The organism is Syntrophobotulus glycolicus DSM 8271, from assembly GCF_000190635.1.
Lineage (GTDB): Bacteria > Bacillota > Desulfitobacteriia > Desulfitobacteriales > Syntrophobotulaceae > Syntrophobotulus > Syntrophobotulus glycolicus.
In genome coordinates this window covers 1548406-1566623 of sequence record NC_015172.1, presented here as the reverse complement: position 1 = coordinate 1566623, position 18218 = coordinate 1548406, and the positions used below count along the sequence as shown (strand labels likewise).

Below are 18218 nucleotides of genomic sequence, written 5' to 3'. Positions count from 1 at the left end.
CAATTCCACCCTTATTTTCCTTCCTGCTTCTCCTCCCGCTCTATTCGTTCAACATGGGCTTGGGCCCGTTCTTTCATCTCTATCAAATCATGGCGAAAATGTTCAATTTTCAGGATTCTTTGTTCAATCAGGTTTATCTCTTCATTTAGCGTATTAATAATCTCGATTAGTTTTTCCTTTTGTTCGGTCCGTTCAGATAACTGTTTATAGCCTGCTTTTTGAGATTCGATGATATTGCTGAATGAGATGAAATGCTGCAGCTCTTGCAGGGAAAATCCCAGGGCATCTTTGGCATACTTTATTTTTTTCAGCAATGTAATATGTTCCTCAGTATAATACCTGATCCCTCCCCCGCTGCGTTGAGGCGGGGGTAATAGCCCTATCTCTTCGTAATACCTGATTGTTCGTTTTGTCAGCCCGCTTTGTAAGGCCACCTGGTCTATTTTCAACCTGTCCACGGGTATCCTCCCATCAAAATACGATAAATAACATCATACCACTCATAAACGTTAACGTCAACGTTAACTCCGTGTCGCACTGCTTCGCCCGTTTACCGAAAAAGGTCCACCGGTTAAAACTGAAGCTTGCCCCAAACAAGCTCTCCTGATCTGTTCTTTCTGTTTTATGTATTATTTCCGAATCATAATATGTTTTGCGAGGTGATGAACTATTTTGACTACCGGAACCCCATTATCTTTTGTCCGCTGTCTCTTTCTCTACACCATCCTGGTTGAAACCGAATCATTTCAGACAGATATCGATAATGCAGCTAAACTTTAAGACAATAATAAAGATTAAAGAGTTCCGGCAATCAAGATAAATACTTTGGTGAGAATCATCATGAGAAGAGACTTTATCCGTTTTGCTGTAAAAAATTTTTGACTATCGCCCTGTTATTCCTGCTGAAAACCGGCGCTTTGATTTTTTAATGATTCCGCCTTATCGGTTTTTTCCCAGGGAAGATCGAGGTCTGTTCTTCCGAAATGCCCGTAAGCCGCGGTTTGTCCATAAATCGGCCTTCTCAAATTCAGGCTTTTTATGATCCCGGCAGGCCGCAAATCAAAATTTTTGTTTACCAGCTCCTGAATTTTTTCTTCCGGAACCGTTGCGGTGCCAAAGGTATCGACCAGTATGGAAACAGGCCTGGCCACTCCGATTGCATAAGCAAGCTGCACTTCCACTTTACGGGCCAGACCGGCTGCGACAATATTTTTCGCCACATATCTCGCCGCATAGGCGCCTGAGCGGTCAACCTTTGTCGGATCTTTCCCGGAAAACGCGCCGCCGCCATGCCGGGAATACCCGCCATAGGTATCCACAATAATTTTACGTCCCGTTACTCCCGCATCCCCATGCGGGCCGCCGACAACGAAACGGCCTGTCGGATTAATCAGAAATTTCGTTTTGGTGTCAATCAGCTCTATCGGAATAACAGGTTTGATCACCTGGGCAATGATATCTTTTTCGATGGTGTCATGATCCACCTCAGGACTATGCTGGGTAGAGATCACAATGGTATCGATCCTTACCGGCTTATCGCCATCATATTCTACCGTAACCTGAGATTTCCCGTCAGGCCTGAGATATTTTAGCGTCCCGTCTTTTCTGACTTCAGCAAGCTTTCGGACCAATTTATGGGCCAGGGAAATCGGCAGGGGCAATAATTCCGGGGTCTCATCGCAGGCAAAGCCAAACATCATTCCCTGATCCCCCGCCCCGGTTGCTTCTATTTCCTCCTCCTGCAGCTCACCTGTTCGGGACTCCAGGGCCTGATCAACGCCCCGGGCAATATCGGGAGACTGCTCGTCTAAGGAAGTAATGATTGCGCAAGTATCGGCATCAAACCCATATTTGGCCCTGTCATAGCCGATTTTACGTATGGTCTCTCTGGCAATTCTGGAAATATCGACATAGGTATTTGTGGTGATTTCTCCGGCGACCAGTACCAATCCGGTCGTCACCGAAACCTCGCAGGCTACCCTGCCGTTCGGGTCTTTCGCCAGTACCGCATCCAGAACGGCGTCGGAAATCTGATCGCAGATTTTATCCGGATGTCCTTCGGTCACTGATTCTGAGGTAAATAATTTTTTAAGCATCATCAAATCCCCTTCTCCTAAGTTATCTATTAATCAATCTCTGTCGTTTGATTTTTTTGATAGAAATAATCATTGATCTCCTTGTATAATTCCTGCAATCTTTCGGGCTGAATATTGCTGATCCCTTCGTAAGCTTTTGTAAAATGAATTTGTTCAAAATCCAGCTTATAGGGCTCAATTTTCCCCTCGGCAATTAATTCGTCATATAAGGTTGAACCCGGCAAGGGACTGTAGATGCTCCAGGTGCTTCTGTCCAGCTCCAGGTCCTTGGCCAGTTCGAAGGTTTCCAGGACATCGCTTTCTTCCTCACCGGGTATTCCGATCATAAAGAAGCCGAAGACCTTGACATATTGGCGGGCAAGATTAATGTTCTCCTTGATCTGCTCTATGGTTATATTTTTCTTCAGTCTTGCCAGACTGCGTCGGGAACCGCTTTCGATCCCAAAATCTATTTGCGTTAAACCGGCCTCCCGCATCAGCTTCAGCTCATCTTCCTTGATTAAATCGATCCGGGTATTGGCCTGCCAGGAAATCCCCGCTTTCTTTTCGATCAGCAGCTTGCAGAATTCCCTGGTCCAAACCGGGTTCATATTAAAAATACTGTCTTTAAACCAGATCCCCTCCAGTTGATATCTGTCTCTGGTTGCGATGATTTCCTCAACCAACAGTTCCGGAGCCTTGATTCTCCACTTTTTGCCCATGGTCTGGTGAACCGCGCAAAAGGTACAAGGAAAAGGGCAGCCCCGTGAAATCAACATGGAAATCCCGCGGATTCCCCTCAGGAGCTGGTTGTGCCTGATATATTGTTCGACCGGAAAGGCGTCATAATCCGGCATCGGGATCATGTTGCCATCCTCAATCATTGTTTTATCCTTGATCACGGTCTGCTGCCCCTCACGGTAACATAATCCGTCGATTTCTTCAAAGGATCCCCGCCCTTGCAGGGCCTCGACCAGACCGTTTAAGGCCAGTTCGCCTTCCCCGCGGATTACAAAATCCACACACTCCTGCTCCAGTACCCCTTGCGGGTCAAGGGTTGGATGAACGCCTCCCAAAAGGATTTTCGCTTCGGGACACACCTGTTTGGCTAATTTCGCCACCCTCAAAGCCACCGGAAAGGTTGTGGTCATGGCGGTAATCCCGATGAGGCCGGGGTTCCCTTGTTCCATCCTCTTCACCAGCTCATTGCTGTCCATCATCAAGCCTTGCATATCAATCAGTTCAACCTGTTTTCCCTGCTTCTTCAGGTATGAGGTAAGATAGGCCAACCCCAGCGGCGGTTCAAAGGGGGCAATATACAAATTTCCGCCCTTCACCCAATTCAGATAATCACTGTACCTGTTTTTAAACTCCGACTGATCGAAGAAAGCAGGATTAATCAATAGAACCCGCATTTGTACACCCCTTTCTGCCCTTCCCAGGCTGCCTCTGTTTACTGAATCCCTGCCGCTTTGGAATAGGTCGTATCAACAAAAGTATCAATATCCACATCATTGTTAATCAAGGCCGCGCTTTTCATGAACTCTTCGCTCTTTTTTAGTTCCGCGATATCCTCAGGTTTTATGGCCGGATTGAAGTCAAATTTAGCCAGCACTTTTTCCAGCTGCTCCGGCGATAATTTGACATCCTCCGCGATCAATTGCGAGGCTTCTTTCAGGTTTGCCTGAATATATTCGGCGCCGCGCTGATAAGCCTTGAGATATATTTTGATCAGCTCCGGGTTTTGCGCAGCGAATTTGTTCGTCGCAACGCTGACCAGGAGACCGTTCTTTATCCCCGTACCGTCTGCCAAAACCCTCGCTGTCCCGTTATCCAATAATTTTGTAATGACAGGCTCCCATACCGTTCCCGCGTCAATATCACCCGTGGTCAAAGCGGTCGCGGTATCTCCCTGGGTCATATTAATGAATTTGATGTCATCGGTGGTCAGTCCATTATTTTTGAGGACCAGGCTCAAAAGATGATGGGCATAGGAACCCTTGACGACGGAAACCTTCTTCCCTTTCAGATCCTTGGGGGAGGTTATCGGGGAATCTTTCCGCACAAGTATGGCCAATGCCTGGGGGCTGGAAGAGGCGATCCCGATAATGCGGGTGTCCTGACCGGCAGCCCTCGGTATGATTGCCGCCGTATCACCGAGCAGCCCGATATCCTGACCGCCGGAAGCAAATGATTCATTCATCGGCGGCCCGGATTCAAAAGAACTCCATTTGGCCGTAACCCCGGCTTTTTTCAGTTCTTCTTCCAGCCATCCCTTTTTCTTGGCGACAAAGATCGGGGCATATTGGGGGATGGGCTGAGTGGCAATCCTGATTTCCTTTACGGAAACACCGGCCGTTTTAGCGGCTTCACCCGCTGTCTCCGAAGTTTGGTTCCCGCAGCCTGTCATCAATACTCCGATTGTAAGCAACAGTGCTGAAATGATTCCTGTTCTCTTTTTCATTTGATCATGTCCTTTCCTGCTTTTCAGAATCTTTTTTGGCCAGCCTGTCCAAATGTTTGAAAAAGGGACGGTTGGCTTCTTCGTATCCCTGACGTACGGAAAATGTTTCATTGATTACTTCTTCGGGCTGAATGATCCAAACCGCGGCCAGATCCACATCCCCTAAGCGCTCCCGGACCGCGCTATAATTTTCCTCAAAAATCTTTCCCGCCACGATTGCCTTGACCGGGCTTCCTTTAATTTGATAGCTTCGCCCGTCTTTTCCCTTTAAGATCACCGCCACTTTCCGGTTGAACCAGATACTTCCGATCAGGTTTTTATAGGTTTGAGATGATTCCAGCAGTTCCAGATAGACGATATTGCCGTCTTCTCCCAAGCGGAGACTCTGTTTTACCACTGCATGGGGCACCCCGTTTTGATCGGTGGTCGCCAGTACCTTCAGCGTATCCTTGTCGTTCAGTAAACCGGCCACACTGTCTTCCAGTTGGATTGACATCAGTATCACCTCCTTTACTTCCTTTCATTTCTACAATTAGCAAATACTTTAGTCATTTCGTTTCATCACAACGACTTTTACTAATTTGGCTGATCACAATAACCTTGACAGATCGGTATCGGGATGGTTGCCGCAGCGCCGGTAATCATCATAATCAATCGGCAGGCTGTATTTTATCCTCAATTCATGCAGTCCTTTGGCCAGGCCGACAAAATAATCCAAAGAAGGATTCTTCTGACCTTTAAAAGAAGAGCCGGGTTTGGGAACCCATACGATATATACTGTATTTACGCCTTTACTGGCCAGGTATTCCGCTTCCTCCAGCGTGGATTTCAAAGCTTCGTTTTCATCTGTAAATCCATAGGGTTTTGCCGTTTCCACCCCTCCGACAATCCCAGTGCTGACAAAACCGCGGCCAAAAATGTCAACCGCTCTGATCAAACGGTTTTTCCATTCCTGGTAGCCGATCCATTCGGCCTTGCCCGGGCAGATCCAGTTGAATAACTGTTCATTTAATACTTCCAGATCGGAGGTATAACTCATCAGCCCCGTCTCTTCATACAGCCTGGCCAGCTGTTTTTCATTGAAAGCGGTGGCGATCAGCTGACTGGGAAACTTCTTGGTCGCAAAGTTTTCTCCGATCGCCTGCAGGATTTCCAGATAGAAATCCACCTCTTGATCGAAAGCCTCCTCCCCTCTGGTGTCGGACCCCGATGTCAGACAGATTCCTGTAAACCGTCCTTCTTCTTTTAACGCCTCCTTGATTGCTTCGGATACATCCTGCGGCGTCAGTTTGGACGGAATCCCCAGTTCGCTCCTTTGCTGTTTGAAATGGCTGACGATATCGCAATAGCGGCACCCTTTATCATTGGCCCAAAAATGGCAGAATCCTGACTGGAAGATGTTCAGGCGCTGGGGTCTGGCACTGATAATATGGCTCATGGCAATCCCCGAGCTGGTCTTTTTGTCATAAAACTTTGGTTTCTGCCATAAATCAACTTCTTCAAGCACTTCTTCCTTGTCCACCAAAACAAATCTACCCTCCACAAAATCTACAATATAAGGATTTTGCTCGGCGGGAGTCGGGTCTACGATGATGGACGTCCCGTCTCTCAGCAAAAGAGATTCCGGTACCGGAGTAAGCTTGGAGTCCCGTGCGCCGAAAATATAAGGACTCCTAAGCTGGTGCAGCGATTCATCAATATTGTTTAAAGCCTTCTCCGTATAATGAACTCCCCGGCGCTGGACATCAATCTTTAAAATGATCAGCCTGGGTATCTCAGGATATTTTTCAACCACCTCCTGATAGCTTAATTCCTTTCCTTGAACCAATTCCGTTCCCCCACTCATAAAAATCCTCCTTTTCCTCATTTCGGGATGATATAAAAACAGGTAACTACCATGGCAGTTACCTGTTCTTTGTCAAGACGAATAACGGTTTAACCAAACAAGGATCTTGCTTTCATCAAGCATCTAATCCAAAAAGATTGTCCAGCAAGCCAGATTTTTTTCCGGTATCCAGCTGGGAAAAAAGCTTTTGATTTTTCTGTTTAAGATCTCCTTTAAAATCGTTTCTATCTCCGAGATGCACTGGGTGACATATCTGCTTCGATATTCAATGATCTTCTCGGAATAACCCGAGCCGATGATCAATTCTTCGGCTTTGGTCAGGTACCCTTCAAAACAGCAGACAACAAGATCTTCGGTAATTTTAACCTCTGTGGACACCGGTCCTTTACCAATATTCTCTTTAATCAGTCTTGCTATCTGCCGTTCAATTAACTGCTCCGCGGAAACCATCTGACCGGGATGTTTCATGCAAATCACCTTTATTTAAAACATACCTTTATATCACATAATCCAATAGCTGCTCTTTCTGTTCAAAGAATTCTTGATAGATCGCCCGGCGGATATTGATAAAGTCGGGATTGCTCCGGTCCCTGTTGCGGCCCAGCCCCACGGGGAATATTTTTCTAACGGTACCGGGTCTTGAAGACATCACGACCACCCTGTCCCCCAGGAAAATCGCTTCATCAATATCGTGCGTCACCAGAATCATGGTCGCTTTCTCTTTTTCACGTATCCGCATGATTTCATGCTGCATCTGTATTTTGGTGAAGGCGTCTAAGGCCCCAAAGGGTTCGTCCAGAAGCAACACCTCCGGTCTGTTGACCAGTGCTCTCGCCAAACTTGTCCGCTGGGCCATTCCCCCCGACAGCTGCCCGGGGTAGGCATCTTCAAAACCCTTCAGTCCCGTCATTTTTATATGTTCTTCTATAATCTGTTCTTTCTCTTCCTTGGAAATGTTTTTCAGGGCATAAGCGATATTATTCTTCACCGTCAGCCAGGGGAACAGCCGGTGTTCCTGGAAAACAATTCCCCGCTCAAGTCCCGGTTGTAAAATCTTCTCGTTTTTCAGGACGACACTTCCCTCATATTCTGTTTCCAGACCGGCCAAGACCCTTAACAGAGTGCTTTTGCCGCAACCGCTGCTTCCCACAATACTTACAAATTCACCCTGCTTTATTTGTAGATTGATCTTTTCCAATACCGGTACTGTATTCTGATTGACCATAAAACTTTTATTTAAATCCTCAATGGTCAAATATTCACTTTTTTCCGGAAGGACGGACATTTTACCTCCCCCTTTAATCACCCTGATAGTTTACTTTCCATCTGATCAACACAAATTCCAGCTGTTTCAGCAGCGTGTCCATGATTTTGCCGATCAAGCCTATGGTGATCATTCCGACAATAACCAGATCGGTCTGTAAAAGCTGCCTGGCATCCATGATCATGTAACCGATTCCCCTGTCCGCCGCGATCAGTTCAGCCGCTACAACACACAGCCAGGCGGAACCTATTCCGATCCTCAGTCCTGTCATGATCGAGGGTAATGCTCCCGGAATGACAAGCCTGAAAATGAATCTCCACAATGAAGCTTCCAATACTTTGGACACTTCCACCAGTTTTTGTTCTGTCTGCCGGATGCCGTCTGTGACGTTTAAAAGAATCGGGAAGAATCCGCCTAAAAAAATCAGAAATATTTTTGACTCTTCTTCCACTCCAAACCAAATAATCGCCAAAGGGATCCAGGCAATTGGCGGAATCGGCCTTAAAAGCTGGATTGTAAAGTCTGTTATCCGGTTTAACGATCTTGAAAGCCCGATTGCCACTCCGAGCACAATACCCAGTACAACGGCAAGCGAATATCCTTCGAGGACCCGCAGGATGCTGATCCCCACATGTTTGGCCAGCTGCCCGTTGAGAATCATTGTATAAAAGGATTCGGCAACCTTTTCCGGGGAAGGCAGCGCCACCGGATTGATCACCTGCAGATCAGACAACACTTTCCAAACCACTAGGATAAGAAGCGGAAGAGATATATATTGCAGTTTATTGACGATCTTTACTTCACTGATTTGAGATCTGTGCTTTTCGGCAACCCGTGCTATTTTGATCACGCTCCCTTCATCTTGCTTTCTGCCACCCGCCTGTTAAGGGAATAAAAAAAGGTTAAGCAACCCCTCTAAAGAGCTTCCTTAACCTCCAGTTGTCTGGTTAGATAACGAATAACTATACAAGGATAGTTACTTCAGTTCGTTTTAAATAACACCGAAAATATTTACTGCTAAAAATTCTACTCTCTGTGATTAATCACCAAGCAATATACTACAGTATTCCTATTGGCATTATCGTAATATAGATCTCTATTCGTGTCAATCATTTTTTAATTTATTCGTACATATATCTCCGGGTTAAAGGCAAATCATTCTTCACCCCTTTGGTAAACAGAAATTGATGAAGATCAATATTACCGCAATGAAAAGAAGCGGCACAAGAGTTCAAATAAAGACGCCACATCCGGATAAAGGTTTCATCCTTTGTTTCTCTGATGACCGGCAAGGCCTGTTCAAAATTCCGGGACCAGTGTTCCAAGGTCTTGGTATAATGCTCCCGCAGGCTCTCCATATCGACCAGATAGAATTTATTCGCAACCAATAACGCGACGAGTTCATCTACTGCCGGGATATACCCACCCGGGAAAATATATTTATTGATCCAATTGTTTGTCCCTGCTCCATCATAACCTGTAATACAGTGCAAGAGGGATACTCCCCCTTCATTCAAAAATGCTTTTACCGCGGTAAAATAGCCGCTGAGATTGACTTTTCCCACATGCTCGATCATCCCTATACTGACTATCCGGTCAAAAGTTCTGCCTTTTAATTCCCTGAAGTCTATCAGCCGGACCTCTACCAGATCACCCATTTTTTCTTCTTCAATTCTCTCCAGCACCCGGGCATATTGTTCTTTACTGAGGGTCACCCCCATCGCCTTGACCCCGTAAGTCCTGGCGGCGGTAAGGATGAGTTCCCCCCAGCCACAGCCTATATCAAGCAAAGTCTGGCCAGCCTGTAAATTGAGTTTGCGCAGGATATGATCAACTTTGTTCTTTTGAGCCTGGGCCAGACTGTCGTGAGGAGATTGAAAATAAGCGCAGGAATAGGTCATGGTTTCATCCAGCCATAATTGATAAAAGTCATTGCCGATATCATAGTGATATTGAACATCCTCTTTACTTTTACGGATATTGTTGGAGATCATCCTGGCCAATTTGAGATAGGGCTTTTTTTCATTGAGAAAACTGTCCTGATTATTGAAAATAGATTCAATTACTCCTTGCAGGGCCCCGTCAACGTCAATCTTTTTCTGCATATATCCTTCACCAAAGGCTAAAGAAGGATCACTGAGAAAATCTGATTTGGCAATGGCCTCATGAAAATCAATCCTGAATTTGGTCTCCCCTTTACCATACCGCCTGACTTCCCCGTCCCAATATTTCACTTCACAGGGATCAGCAAAAATATTTTGGATGATATTGTCGTAAAACGCTTTGTCCATACTCATTTTGAACTTTTCTTCTTTTTTTTCATTCCCTTCCATAATCAGCTCTCCTTTACTTTTTTTCCCGGTATCTGTTTCAGAACGAATCTTATCCTAATCCACAGCTGTGCTGTATGATTCAATGATTGATTATGATTATGATTATCAATTGATATGACTATAATGACCGGATTAATGAACTCATTAATTGTGGATAGCCAATAATTTGTAGAAAGATAGCCTCTGGGAATTACTCTCCCAGAAGCTATCTTAGGGTTCTGCGTTTCGTATAATCAGTATATTTAAGCGATTATACAGGCATTTGCGATGATTGTTTTCTTTTATGCTTTTTTAAAACTGTATAAACAAACCTTAAGACGTTTTCCCGACAATGATTAATCTATATATTATATGCTAGCACTATTTCCCTCTTCTTGCAATAAAAAACAATGTCGATTTTTTTGGACATTAGGCGAATCTTTTTTTATCACTTATCCCCCGAACAATTCAACGAATCTCTGGGCCAGCGGGGAAAGGTACCTGTTTTTCATCCAGATTGCCGCAATACGTGTTTTCATTTTATCATGCAAAATCTCTTTACAGATTAATTGACTGGGACCTATGGTGAGCAAAGCGGATTTGGGTACAATGCCAATCCCGAAATTGGCCTGCGCCCATAAAAGGGTGGTTCTCGCATCATCATTTTTACAGCAGATAAAAGGCTCCAGGCCTAACTCGGCAAATACTGCCTGAATCAGGGCGTCAAACCGCCGGTAGATAATCAGGGGCTGATTCGCCAATTCCTCAAGCTCAATATTGTGCTCACTTTGTCCACAAAGGCGGCTCTCCGTCATCACCGCCACCATTGGCTCAAGCGGTGCGTAACGGCAATCGAACATCTTTTGCTGAAAGGGAGTACGCACAATTCCCAAATCAACGATCCCCTTTTCCAGCATTTCAATCACGGTAAAGGTATTCCCCTCGTAAATTTCAAATCGAACCTCAGGATAATACTTGGTAAATTCCAGCATGTACTGATTAGGAACGACCCCTCCGGAGGATGAAATTGTTCCCACCGCCAATACACCGCAGAGACCTTTTCCATAGTTCTCAACCTCATGTTTGGCAGAAGACGCCAGGTCCAGTATTTGCTCCGCCCGTTTGCGCAGCAGCTTTCCCGCATCGGTCAATTCCACATTCCGCGGTCCGCGTTTGACCAGTTTCACTCCGAGCTCCTGCTCCAGCAAGTTAAGCTGATAACTGAGCGGCGGCTGGGCAATATGCAGCTTTTTGGCTGCTGCCGTAATCTGCTGTTCCTCCGCAATGGCCAGAAAATATTTTAACTGCTTTAAATCCATTCTTTCACCTGCTCTCTCCCCTGATCCTAAACGTGTTTCGTATCATTTCATTTCTTACCCTATCCTTTATCACTAAGCATATTTGACCTAAATTGATTATACCTTCTTCAGCCGGGTAGTCCAAATACGACATACATTTTTTATATGGATTATAGCTAAAAAAAGTATTTTCAATATGGCAAAAAGGTCTCTATAATAAAGCAAAAAAACAAGAGGTGATCAAACTTGTTCAGGTTGGCTGCCTACCTGAAGGAATATAAAAAAGAATGTATTCTGGGGCCGATATTCAAATTCCTTGAGGTCATCTTTGAACTGCTTCTGCCGACGATTATGGCTCTGATTATCAATAGAGGCATATCCCAGGGCGACTTTGGTTATGTGTTGAGCATGGGCGGGCTGATGGTGCTCATGGCCTTCTGCGGCTATGGAAGCGCGCTCATTTGCCAGCGCTTTGCGGCTCAGGCCTCCCAGGGCTTCGGAACAGTTTTGCGCAACACGGTATTTCAGCGTATTCTGTCTTTTTCTTATACCCAAATTGAGCAATTCGGCGCACCTACTCTGACCAACCGAGTGACCAATGACATCAATCAACTCCAGCAGTGGGTTGCCATGATGATTCGTCTTGTCTCCCGGGCCCCGTTTATTTGTCTCGGTTCAATCCTGATGTCTTTTTTTCTGGACGTTAAGCTGGCTTTGATCCTGCTGGCCGCAACTCCGGTTTTAGCCCTGATTATCTTTTATCTGACGAAAAACAGCGCTCCGCTTTATCGCAGCTATCAGAAAAAGCTGGACCGGCTTGGAGCAATTTTACGTGAGAACCTTGCGGGAGTACGCGTTATCCGGGCTTTTTCCAAAACGGAAGAAGAAACCGCCCGTTTCGGCAAAGCTAATAACGACTTGATGAACAACGGCTTTGCCATCGGCTGGTTATCCTCTTTTTTCAACCCGCTGACTTCGCTGGTCGTCAATCTCATGATTTTACTGATTCTTTGGACCGGCGGTCTGCATATTGATAGCGGCCGGCTGTCCCAGGGACAGATTATTGCTTTAATCAACTATGTCAATCAAATTTTGATTGCGCTCCTGGTGTTGTCCAATCTGGTCATCCTGCTGACAAAGTCCATGGCTTCCGCCGCCAGAATCAATGAAATTTTGGACACGCCGCCGGGTCTGAGCCCTGCATTCCCGGAAGCGCTGCCGGAGGCAAACGCTCCTGTCCTTGAGTTCCGGGATGTCTCTTTCGGTTATCATCAAACTGGTGACCACGCACTTGAGCATATCAGCATGGCCATTCATCAGGGCGAAACCATCGGCATCATCGGCGGAACCGGTTCCGGAAAATCAACCTTCGTCAATCTGATCCCCCGTTTTTATGACGTGACTTCAGGCAGCATTCTGGTGAACGGCATACCCGTAACCCAGTATCCCCTGCCAGAACTGCGCCGAAAAATCGGTATCGTACACCAGCAAGCCCTGCTTTTTTCCGGGACGATAGCGGAAAATATCCGTTGGGGAAATGCAGACGCCGGTATGGATGAGGTCAGAGCCGCTGCCGTCACAGCTCAGTCCGAGGAATTCATCAGTAATCTGCCGCTGGGTTATGATTCCCCTGTCCGGCGAGGGGGCAGTAATCTGTCCGGGGGGCAGCGCCAGCGTCTGACGATCGCCCGCGCCCTTGTCTCCAACCCGGAAATCTTGATCCTTGATGATGCTTCCAGCGCACTGGATTTCCTGACCGATGCACGTCTGCGTCAAGCAATCCGGGCCAACAGCCGTGTTCAAACAGTCCTCTTGGTCTCCCAGCGCGTCGGTGTTGTTCGAAGCGCAGATCGTATCCTTGTTTTTGAAGACGGAAAACTGGCGGGGACCGGCACCCATGAAGCATTATTCGAAAGCTGTGAAACCTACCGGGAAATTTGCCTTTCCCAGCTTTCCGGAGAGGAGGCTCAACAATGAAATATCTCCTGGCCAGACTTCTTCGAGATATCGGAAAATGCCGCTATCTGCTGGCGTTCTCCATCCTCAGCGCTGTGATCAGTGCTGTCTGCGTCCTTTTGGCCCCTCTTGTCATCGGACAGGCCATTGACAATATGGCTGCGGCTCATATGGTGAATTTCGCCAATGTAACCCGTGCCCTTATTTTGCTGGCGCTTATCTATCTGAGCAGCAATTTCTTCCTCTGGCTGCTGAGCTTTTTGAGCAACCGCATTGCCTATTACACCGTGAACCGGCTTCGCAAAGCTTTGTTTGACAAGCTCGTCGTTTTACCGCTCGGATTTTATGACCAAAACCCGCACGGAGATACCGCCAGCCGGTTTATCAATGATGTGGACATCGTCTCTGATGGTCTGCTGCAGGGGGGTATGGCTTTACTCCAGGGAATTGCCACCATTGTCGGCGCGGTTTTGTTCATGCTGTATCTGAACCCCGGTATGACCCTGGTGGTTGTCCTCTCCGCACCGGCTTCCTTTTTTGCTGCCCACTTTATCACCACAAAATCTCAGCAGCTTTTTAGGGAGCAGGCCAAACACCTGGGTCAGCTTAACGGCTATGCAGAAGAAATGATCGAAGGACACAAAATTGTCAAAGCTTTTTCTTATGAGTCCCGCGCTCTGGAGCAGTTTGAACAAATCAACCGCCGCCTTTATGAAACGGGAGTCAAAGCCCAATTTATTTCCTCGCTCTCCAACCCGTCCACCCGCATTGTCAACAACATCGCTTACGCCGTGATCGGCGTGATTGGGGCTGTAAGTGCCATTTACGGGCATATTACAGTGGGCGACATTTCCAGTTTTCTGATCTATGCTACGATCTTTGCCAAACCTTTTAATGATATGACCAATGTGCTCACCCAAATACAAGCCGCGACGGCTTCCGCGCAACGCATATTTCATATCCTTGATCTTGCTCCGGAAACACCTGAACAGGAAAATGCCGTTGAACTGAAAAAATGCAGCGGTTATGTACGGTTTCAGAACGTTTCTTTTTCCTATGAGCCTCAGCAAAGCCTGATCGAGCACTTTGATCTGGATATCCCCCCAGGCAGCAGGGTAGCGCTTGTGGGACAGACAGGGGCGGGTAAAACAACCATCGTCAATCTTTTGATGCGCTTTTACGACGTAGACAAAGGAGCCATCCTGATTGACGGTGTTGACATCCGAACCTTAACCCGAGAAAACCTGCGCGGCCAGTTCGGTATGGTCCTGCAGGAAACATGGCTGTTTAACGGCAGCATCCGGGACAATATTGCTTACGCTAAACCGGATGCCTCCCTTGAGGAAATCATCCAAGCGGCCAAGGACGCGGATGCCGACGGGTTTATCCGCAAGCTTGAAAAAGGTTACGACACCTTGATTACTGCGGATGGCGACAGTCTTTCCCAGGGACAAAAACAGCTGCTGACAATTGCCCGTGTCATGCTGGCCAATCCTCCGATGCTGATTCTGGACGAAGCCACCAGCAATATCGATACGTATACGGAAGTGCGGATTCAACACGCCTTTGCAAGGCTGACCGCCGGACGGACCAGCTTTGTGATTGCCCACCGGCTTTCTACGATTAAAAATGCGGATTTGATTCTGGTCATGAGTAAGGGGCATATTGTAGAAAGCGGCAGGCACGAACAGCTTCTGGAAAAAAAAGGTGATTACGCCACTTTGTATTACAGCCAGTTTGCCGAAGATATTGCCTGAATATTAGACCAAACCTCCTGTTGTTTATCGTTACAGGAGGTTTGTCTTGATCAGTGCTTTTCTTAATTGGAATACTATAAGAACCTGCGTCCAAAAAGACTCGCTCCACCACCGGCATAACCGGAATAGCCGGGATAAAATGATTCCGTTCCAGCAACATTGGTCGTGTAAGGCTGAATAAAATGTTGGGGAACATTGACAATATTTTGGCGGTTCACTGTTACTACCGGATGGATAACCGGGACTACCTGCTGGGCATAGTGATCACGGACTACATACTGCGGGGGGCAAACAATTGGTTTAACACATCCACAAGTCATGTTATAAATCACCTCCTAATAGTACACTATATGCACGATCAGGGTTATTTGGATACATTTGGAAGATATTTTTTTATCCTCCACCATCTGAATTGCTTAACACGATTGTCTGTAACACCATGATGCTGCCAGTCCCAATATTTTGCACAAAAAAAACCTTCTTCAATACTTTAAATAGATTGAAGAAGGTCTTCATAATTAATGTGAATGATTATTTATCTGACTTGTGAGAGGAGCATTCGCATTCACCGCACCCAGGGCATTTTATCCCTTTCTTCTTATCCCTGACAATTTTAGTGACGGCAAGCACGAGGATTACAGCGATTACGGCAATCACACCAAAATCTCCTGTGTTCATAATTGTACCGCCTGCCTTTCAACAGATATTTGGGCGTTCCTACTGCCTTTCCTCATCAGGTAAACAACGGTTCCTATGATTACTGCCACAGCAATCAGTCCACCGACAAACCCTTGCCCCAACGCGCCGGTCGTTGCCAAGGTCCCTATCTGATAGACGAAGAAAGCCAGGACATAGCCCATACTTAGTTGGAAAGCAACAGCCCCCCCGAGCCACTTTTTCGATTCCAGTTCGGAGTTCATGGCCCCGATCGCCGCAAAGCACGGTGGTGTAAAAAGATTAAACACCAGATAGGAGAGCGCGGCTACGGCAGTGATTCCGAATACTGAACTGACATCGGCACTGCTCCCGACCAAGGTCAATTCCTCTGTGTCGATAAAGTTCGTGATTCCAAAGCATACGGCTAAGGTTCCGACTACATTTTCTTTGGCGATAAAGCCCGTTACAGCCGCTGCCGCAAACTGCCACAAACCAAAGCCGAGAGGGATAAACACTAGGGCCAGAGGTGTTGCAATGCCTGCCAGGATACTTGTCCCCGCCGCATCCTCTGCCACAACCTCAAACTGCCAGTTGAATGTTTGCAAGATTTGGACTGCCGCGTTACACACCAGGATAATGGTACCTGCTTTAATGATAAACGCTTTGGCTCTCATTAACATGGATAAGGCCGCTCTCTTCAAACTTGGGAACCTGTATTCAGGAAGCTCCATGATAAAATAGGATCTGGAAAAATCGCCGGTAATTTGTCTGATAATCAGCGCACCGAGAATAATCACTATAATTCCGAGAAAATACATTGAAGTTCCAACCCAACTGTTGTCGCCGAAAAAAACGCCGGCAAAAAGTGCAATGATGGGGAGCTTAGCTCCGCAAGGCATAAATGTCGTCAACATGGCAGTAGTACGTCTTTGTCTTTCGTTCTTGATCGTTCTTGTCGCCATTACGCCGGGTATGCCGCAACCTGTACTGACAATCATCGGGATAATGGATCTGCCGGATAATCCGACCTTTCTAAAGAACCTGTCCATAATTACAGCGACCCTGGCCATATAACCACAGTCTTCCAACAGGGCCAGACAGAAAAACAGAACCATAATCAGCGGTAAGAACCCGATGACCGCACCGACACCGCCGATAATCCCGTCAAGCAGCAAGGTGCCAAGAACCGGGTTTACGTTTTCACCCAGAAGTGAAGCTACTCCCTCATACAACAAGTCGATCCACCCGACAAAGGTATCCGCAAACCATGGTCCAACCCAGGACTGGGAGATCGAAAAGACCAGGTAGATAATGATCGCAAAAATCGGAATCCCCAGCCATTTATTGGCAACGATCCTGTCAACCTTATCCTGCAGGGTTTGCTTGTCCGAGCTTACCTTTCTTCTCTCGACTTCCGCAACAATTTCGTTAACAAAAGCATAGCGTTTTTTATCCGCTTTTTCGAATTCTTCTTTGCTGGAAGCTTTTGCCGCATTCCCGATATGAGGGGCAATTTGCTTCTTATCGGATTTGCCAACGGCGATGACCGCACTGATCAGCTCGGGCAAACCATTATGATCAGATTTTGTCGCTATGGTTTGAATAACCGGGCATTTCAAGGCGTCACTCAATGCCGGGATATTGATGATCGTACCCTTTCTTTCCGTCAGATCACTTTTGTTGAGGGCAACAACAACCGGTATCCCCAACTCCAATAATTGCGTGGTAAAGAACAAGCTTCTGCTCAAATTGGTTGCATCCACAATATTGATGATCACGTCCGGCTTTTCATTTTGAACAAAATCCTTGGTTATCGCCTCTTCACTGGTGAATGGCGACATGGAGTAAGCCCCCGGCAAATCCACAACAACCAAATTTTCATTTCTTGGGTTGAGGTTTTGCTTGATATCACCTTCCTTTTTCTCTACGGTAACTCCGGGCCAGTTTCCCACATGCTCGATTTTCCCTGTAATAGCGTTAAACAATGTTGTTTTTCCGCTATTGGGATTTCCTGCTAAAGCGATTCTCATGGTTTCCTCCTTCTTTTTAAGAAAATAATATCTAACTTGAAATTAGATCGATCTAACTTTTCGGGCAAAAAATACTTGTCCAAATTTTGCACTTTTGCCCAAAGCCATCCTTTTGCTTCAAAATACAGCAGCCTACACTTGACTGATGGCTTATATCATAATGACTTTTGCTAAATCCTCGTCTATACTATACCTTGCATCTTTTATGTTAATAATATAGTTAGAGGCCAGCTTAGAAATAATCGTTACTTTTTCGCCGGGATAACACCCCAGCGTAAATAAAAATTTACGGATATCTTCCTGATCGGTTTTTACAGAATTTACAGTATAAGTCGTATTTAAGTTCCCTTTCGCTAATGACATCATAACCATCTCCAAAATTCAATAGATCATTGAAATAATTTTTCTTATTATTTTCCGTAATATTAATCATGATTCTAAAAATCCAAATTCCTTGGCTCGATGCTTCCGGATAAATGACGTCCGGAACACGTCAACCCTGCAGGAATACTGTGATTTGATGATACCATGGCCGATAATGAAAGTCAATATCATTATC

General features: G+C 46.2%; 17 protein-coding genes. 2 read left to right on the top strand and 15 right to left on the bottom strand.

Annotation, left to right across the window (positions count from 1 at the left end; all coding sequences use genetic code 11):
• Window positions 1–11 precede the first annotated feature (11 nt).
• The 11 genes from SGLY_RS07710 to SGLY_RS07660 form a co-directional block, all read right to left on the bottom strand.
• Window positions 12–458, bottom strand: a complete 447-nt coding sequence (locus tag SGLY_RS07710; RefSeq protein ID WP_013624716.1) for a MerR family transcriptional regulator — start codon at window positions 456–458, stop codon at window positions 12–14.
• 435 nt (window positions 459–893) lie between these two features.
• Window positions 894–2096, bottom strand: a complete 1203-nt coding sequence (gene metK / locus SGLY_RS07705) for a methionine adenosyltransferase (protein ID WP_013624715.1) — start codon at window positions 2094–2096, stop codon at window positions 894–896.
• Between the two features lie 29 nt (window positions 2097–2125).
• A complete protein-coding gene (locus SGLY_RS07700; protein WP_013624714.1) occupies window positions 2126–3490 on the bottom strand; it encodes a B12-binding domain-containing radical SAM protein in 1365 nt (454 codons plus the stop codon).
• A gap of 38 nt (window positions 3491–3528) precedes the next feature.
• Window positions 3529–4539 carry an aliphatic sulfonate ABC transporter substrate-binding protein gene (locus tag SGLY_RS07695; protein WP_013624713.1) on the bottom strand — a complete coding sequence of 337 codons (1011 nt, stop codon included), beginning with the start codon at window positions 4537–4539 and terminating at the stop codon, window positions 3529–3531.
• A gap of 4 nt (window positions 4540–4543) precedes the next feature.
• A complete protein-coding gene (locus SGLY_RS07690; RefSeq protein WP_013624712.1) occupies window positions 4544–5035 on the bottom strand; it encodes a hypothetical protein in 492 nt (163 codons plus the stop codon).
• A 93-nt stretch (window positions 5036–5128) separates the two neighbouring features.
• On the bottom strand, window positions 5129–6385 hold the full coding sequence (locus SGLY_RS07685) for a radical SAM protein (RefSeq protein WP_013624711.1): 1257 nt from the start codon (window positions 6383–6385) through the stop codon (window positions 5129–5131).
• A gap of 123 nt (window positions 6386–6508) precedes the next feature.
• Window positions 6509–6853 (bottom strand): Na-translocating system protein MpsC family protein, encoded by a 345-nt coding sequence (locus SGLY_RS07680; protein ID WP_013624710.1) that lies wholly within the window; start codon window positions 6851–6853, stop codon window positions 6509–6511.
• A 28-nt stretch (window positions 6854–6881) separates the two neighbouring features.
• Window positions 6882–7670, bottom strand: a complete 789-nt coding sequence (locus tag SGLY_RS07675; RefSeq protein WP_013624709.1) for an ABC transporter ATP-binding protein — start codon at window positions 7668–7670, stop codon at window positions 6882–6884.
• 13 nt (window positions 7671–7683) lie between these two features.
• Window positions 7684–8499, bottom strand: a complete 816-nt coding sequence (locus SGLY_RS07670; RefSeq protein ID WP_013624708.1) for an ABC transporter permease — start codon at window positions 8497–8499, stop codon at window positions 7684–7686.
• A 271-nt stretch (window positions 8500–8770) separates the two neighbouring features.
• Window positions 8771–9946, bottom strand: a complete 1176-nt coding sequence (locus SGLY_RS07665) for an SAM-dependent methyltransferase (protein ID WP_041445200.1) — start codon at window positions 9944–9946, stop codon at window positions 8771–8773.
• 467 nt (window positions 9947–10413) lie between these two features.
• Window positions 10414–11280 (bottom strand): LysR family transcriptional regulator, encoded by an 867-nt coding sequence (locus tag SGLY_RS07660; RefSeq protein WP_013624706.1) that lies wholly within the window; start codon window positions 11278–11280, stop codon window positions 10414–10416.
• Between the two features lie 225 nt (window positions 11281–11505).
• Between SGLY_RS07660 and SGLY_RS07655 the strand changes: the two genes are divergently transcribed.
• The gene (locus SGLY_RS07655; RefSeq protein ID WP_013624705.1) at window positions 11506–13236 is read left to right on the top strand and encodes an ABC transporter ATP-binding protein; all 1731 of its coding nucleotides are present in this window, start codon (window positions 11506–11508) and stop codon (window positions 13234–13236) included.
• Complete coding sequence (locus SGLY_RS07650; protein ID WP_013624704.1) at window positions 13233–14972, top strand: ABC transporter ATP-binding protein; 1740 nt, start codon at window positions 13233–13235, stop codon at window positions 14970–14972. Before SGLY_RS07655 ends, SGLY_RS07650 begins: the two co-directional genes overlap by 4 nt.
• Window positions 14973–15046: 74 nt before the next feature.
• Here the strand turns inward: SGLY_RS07650 and SGLY_RS07645 are convergent, their stop codons facing one another.
• From SGLY_RS07645 to SGLY_RS07635, 4 genes are all read right to left on the bottom strand, one after another.
• On the bottom strand, window positions 15047–15292 hold the full coding sequence (locus SGLY_RS07645) for a hypothetical protein (protein WP_013624703.1): 246 nt from the start codon (window positions 15290–15292) through the stop codon (window positions 15047–15049).
• Between the two features lie 211 nt (window positions 15293–15503).
• Window positions 15504–15650, bottom strand: coding sequence for a FeoB-associated Cys-rich membrane protein (locus SGLY_RS17550; protein WP_013624702.1), 147 nt, complete (start codon window positions 15648–15650; stop codon window positions 15504–15506).
• The gene (gene feoB, locus SGLY_RS07640) at window positions 15647–17659 is read right to left on the bottom strand and encodes a ferrous iron transport protein B (protein ID WP_013624701.1); all 2013 of its coding nucleotides are present in this window, start codon (window positions 17657–17659) and stop codon (window positions 15647–15649) included. Before feoB ends, SGLY_RS17550 begins: the two co-directional genes overlap by 4 nt.
• A 150-nt stretch (window positions 17660–17809) precedes the next feature.
• Window positions 17810–18025: a FeoA family protein gene (locus SGLY_RS07635; protein ID WP_013624700.1), complete on the bottom strand. Its 216-nt coding sequence runs from the start codon at window positions 18023–18025 to the stop codon at window positions 17810–17812.
• Window positions 18026–18218: the final 193 nt, after the last annotated feature.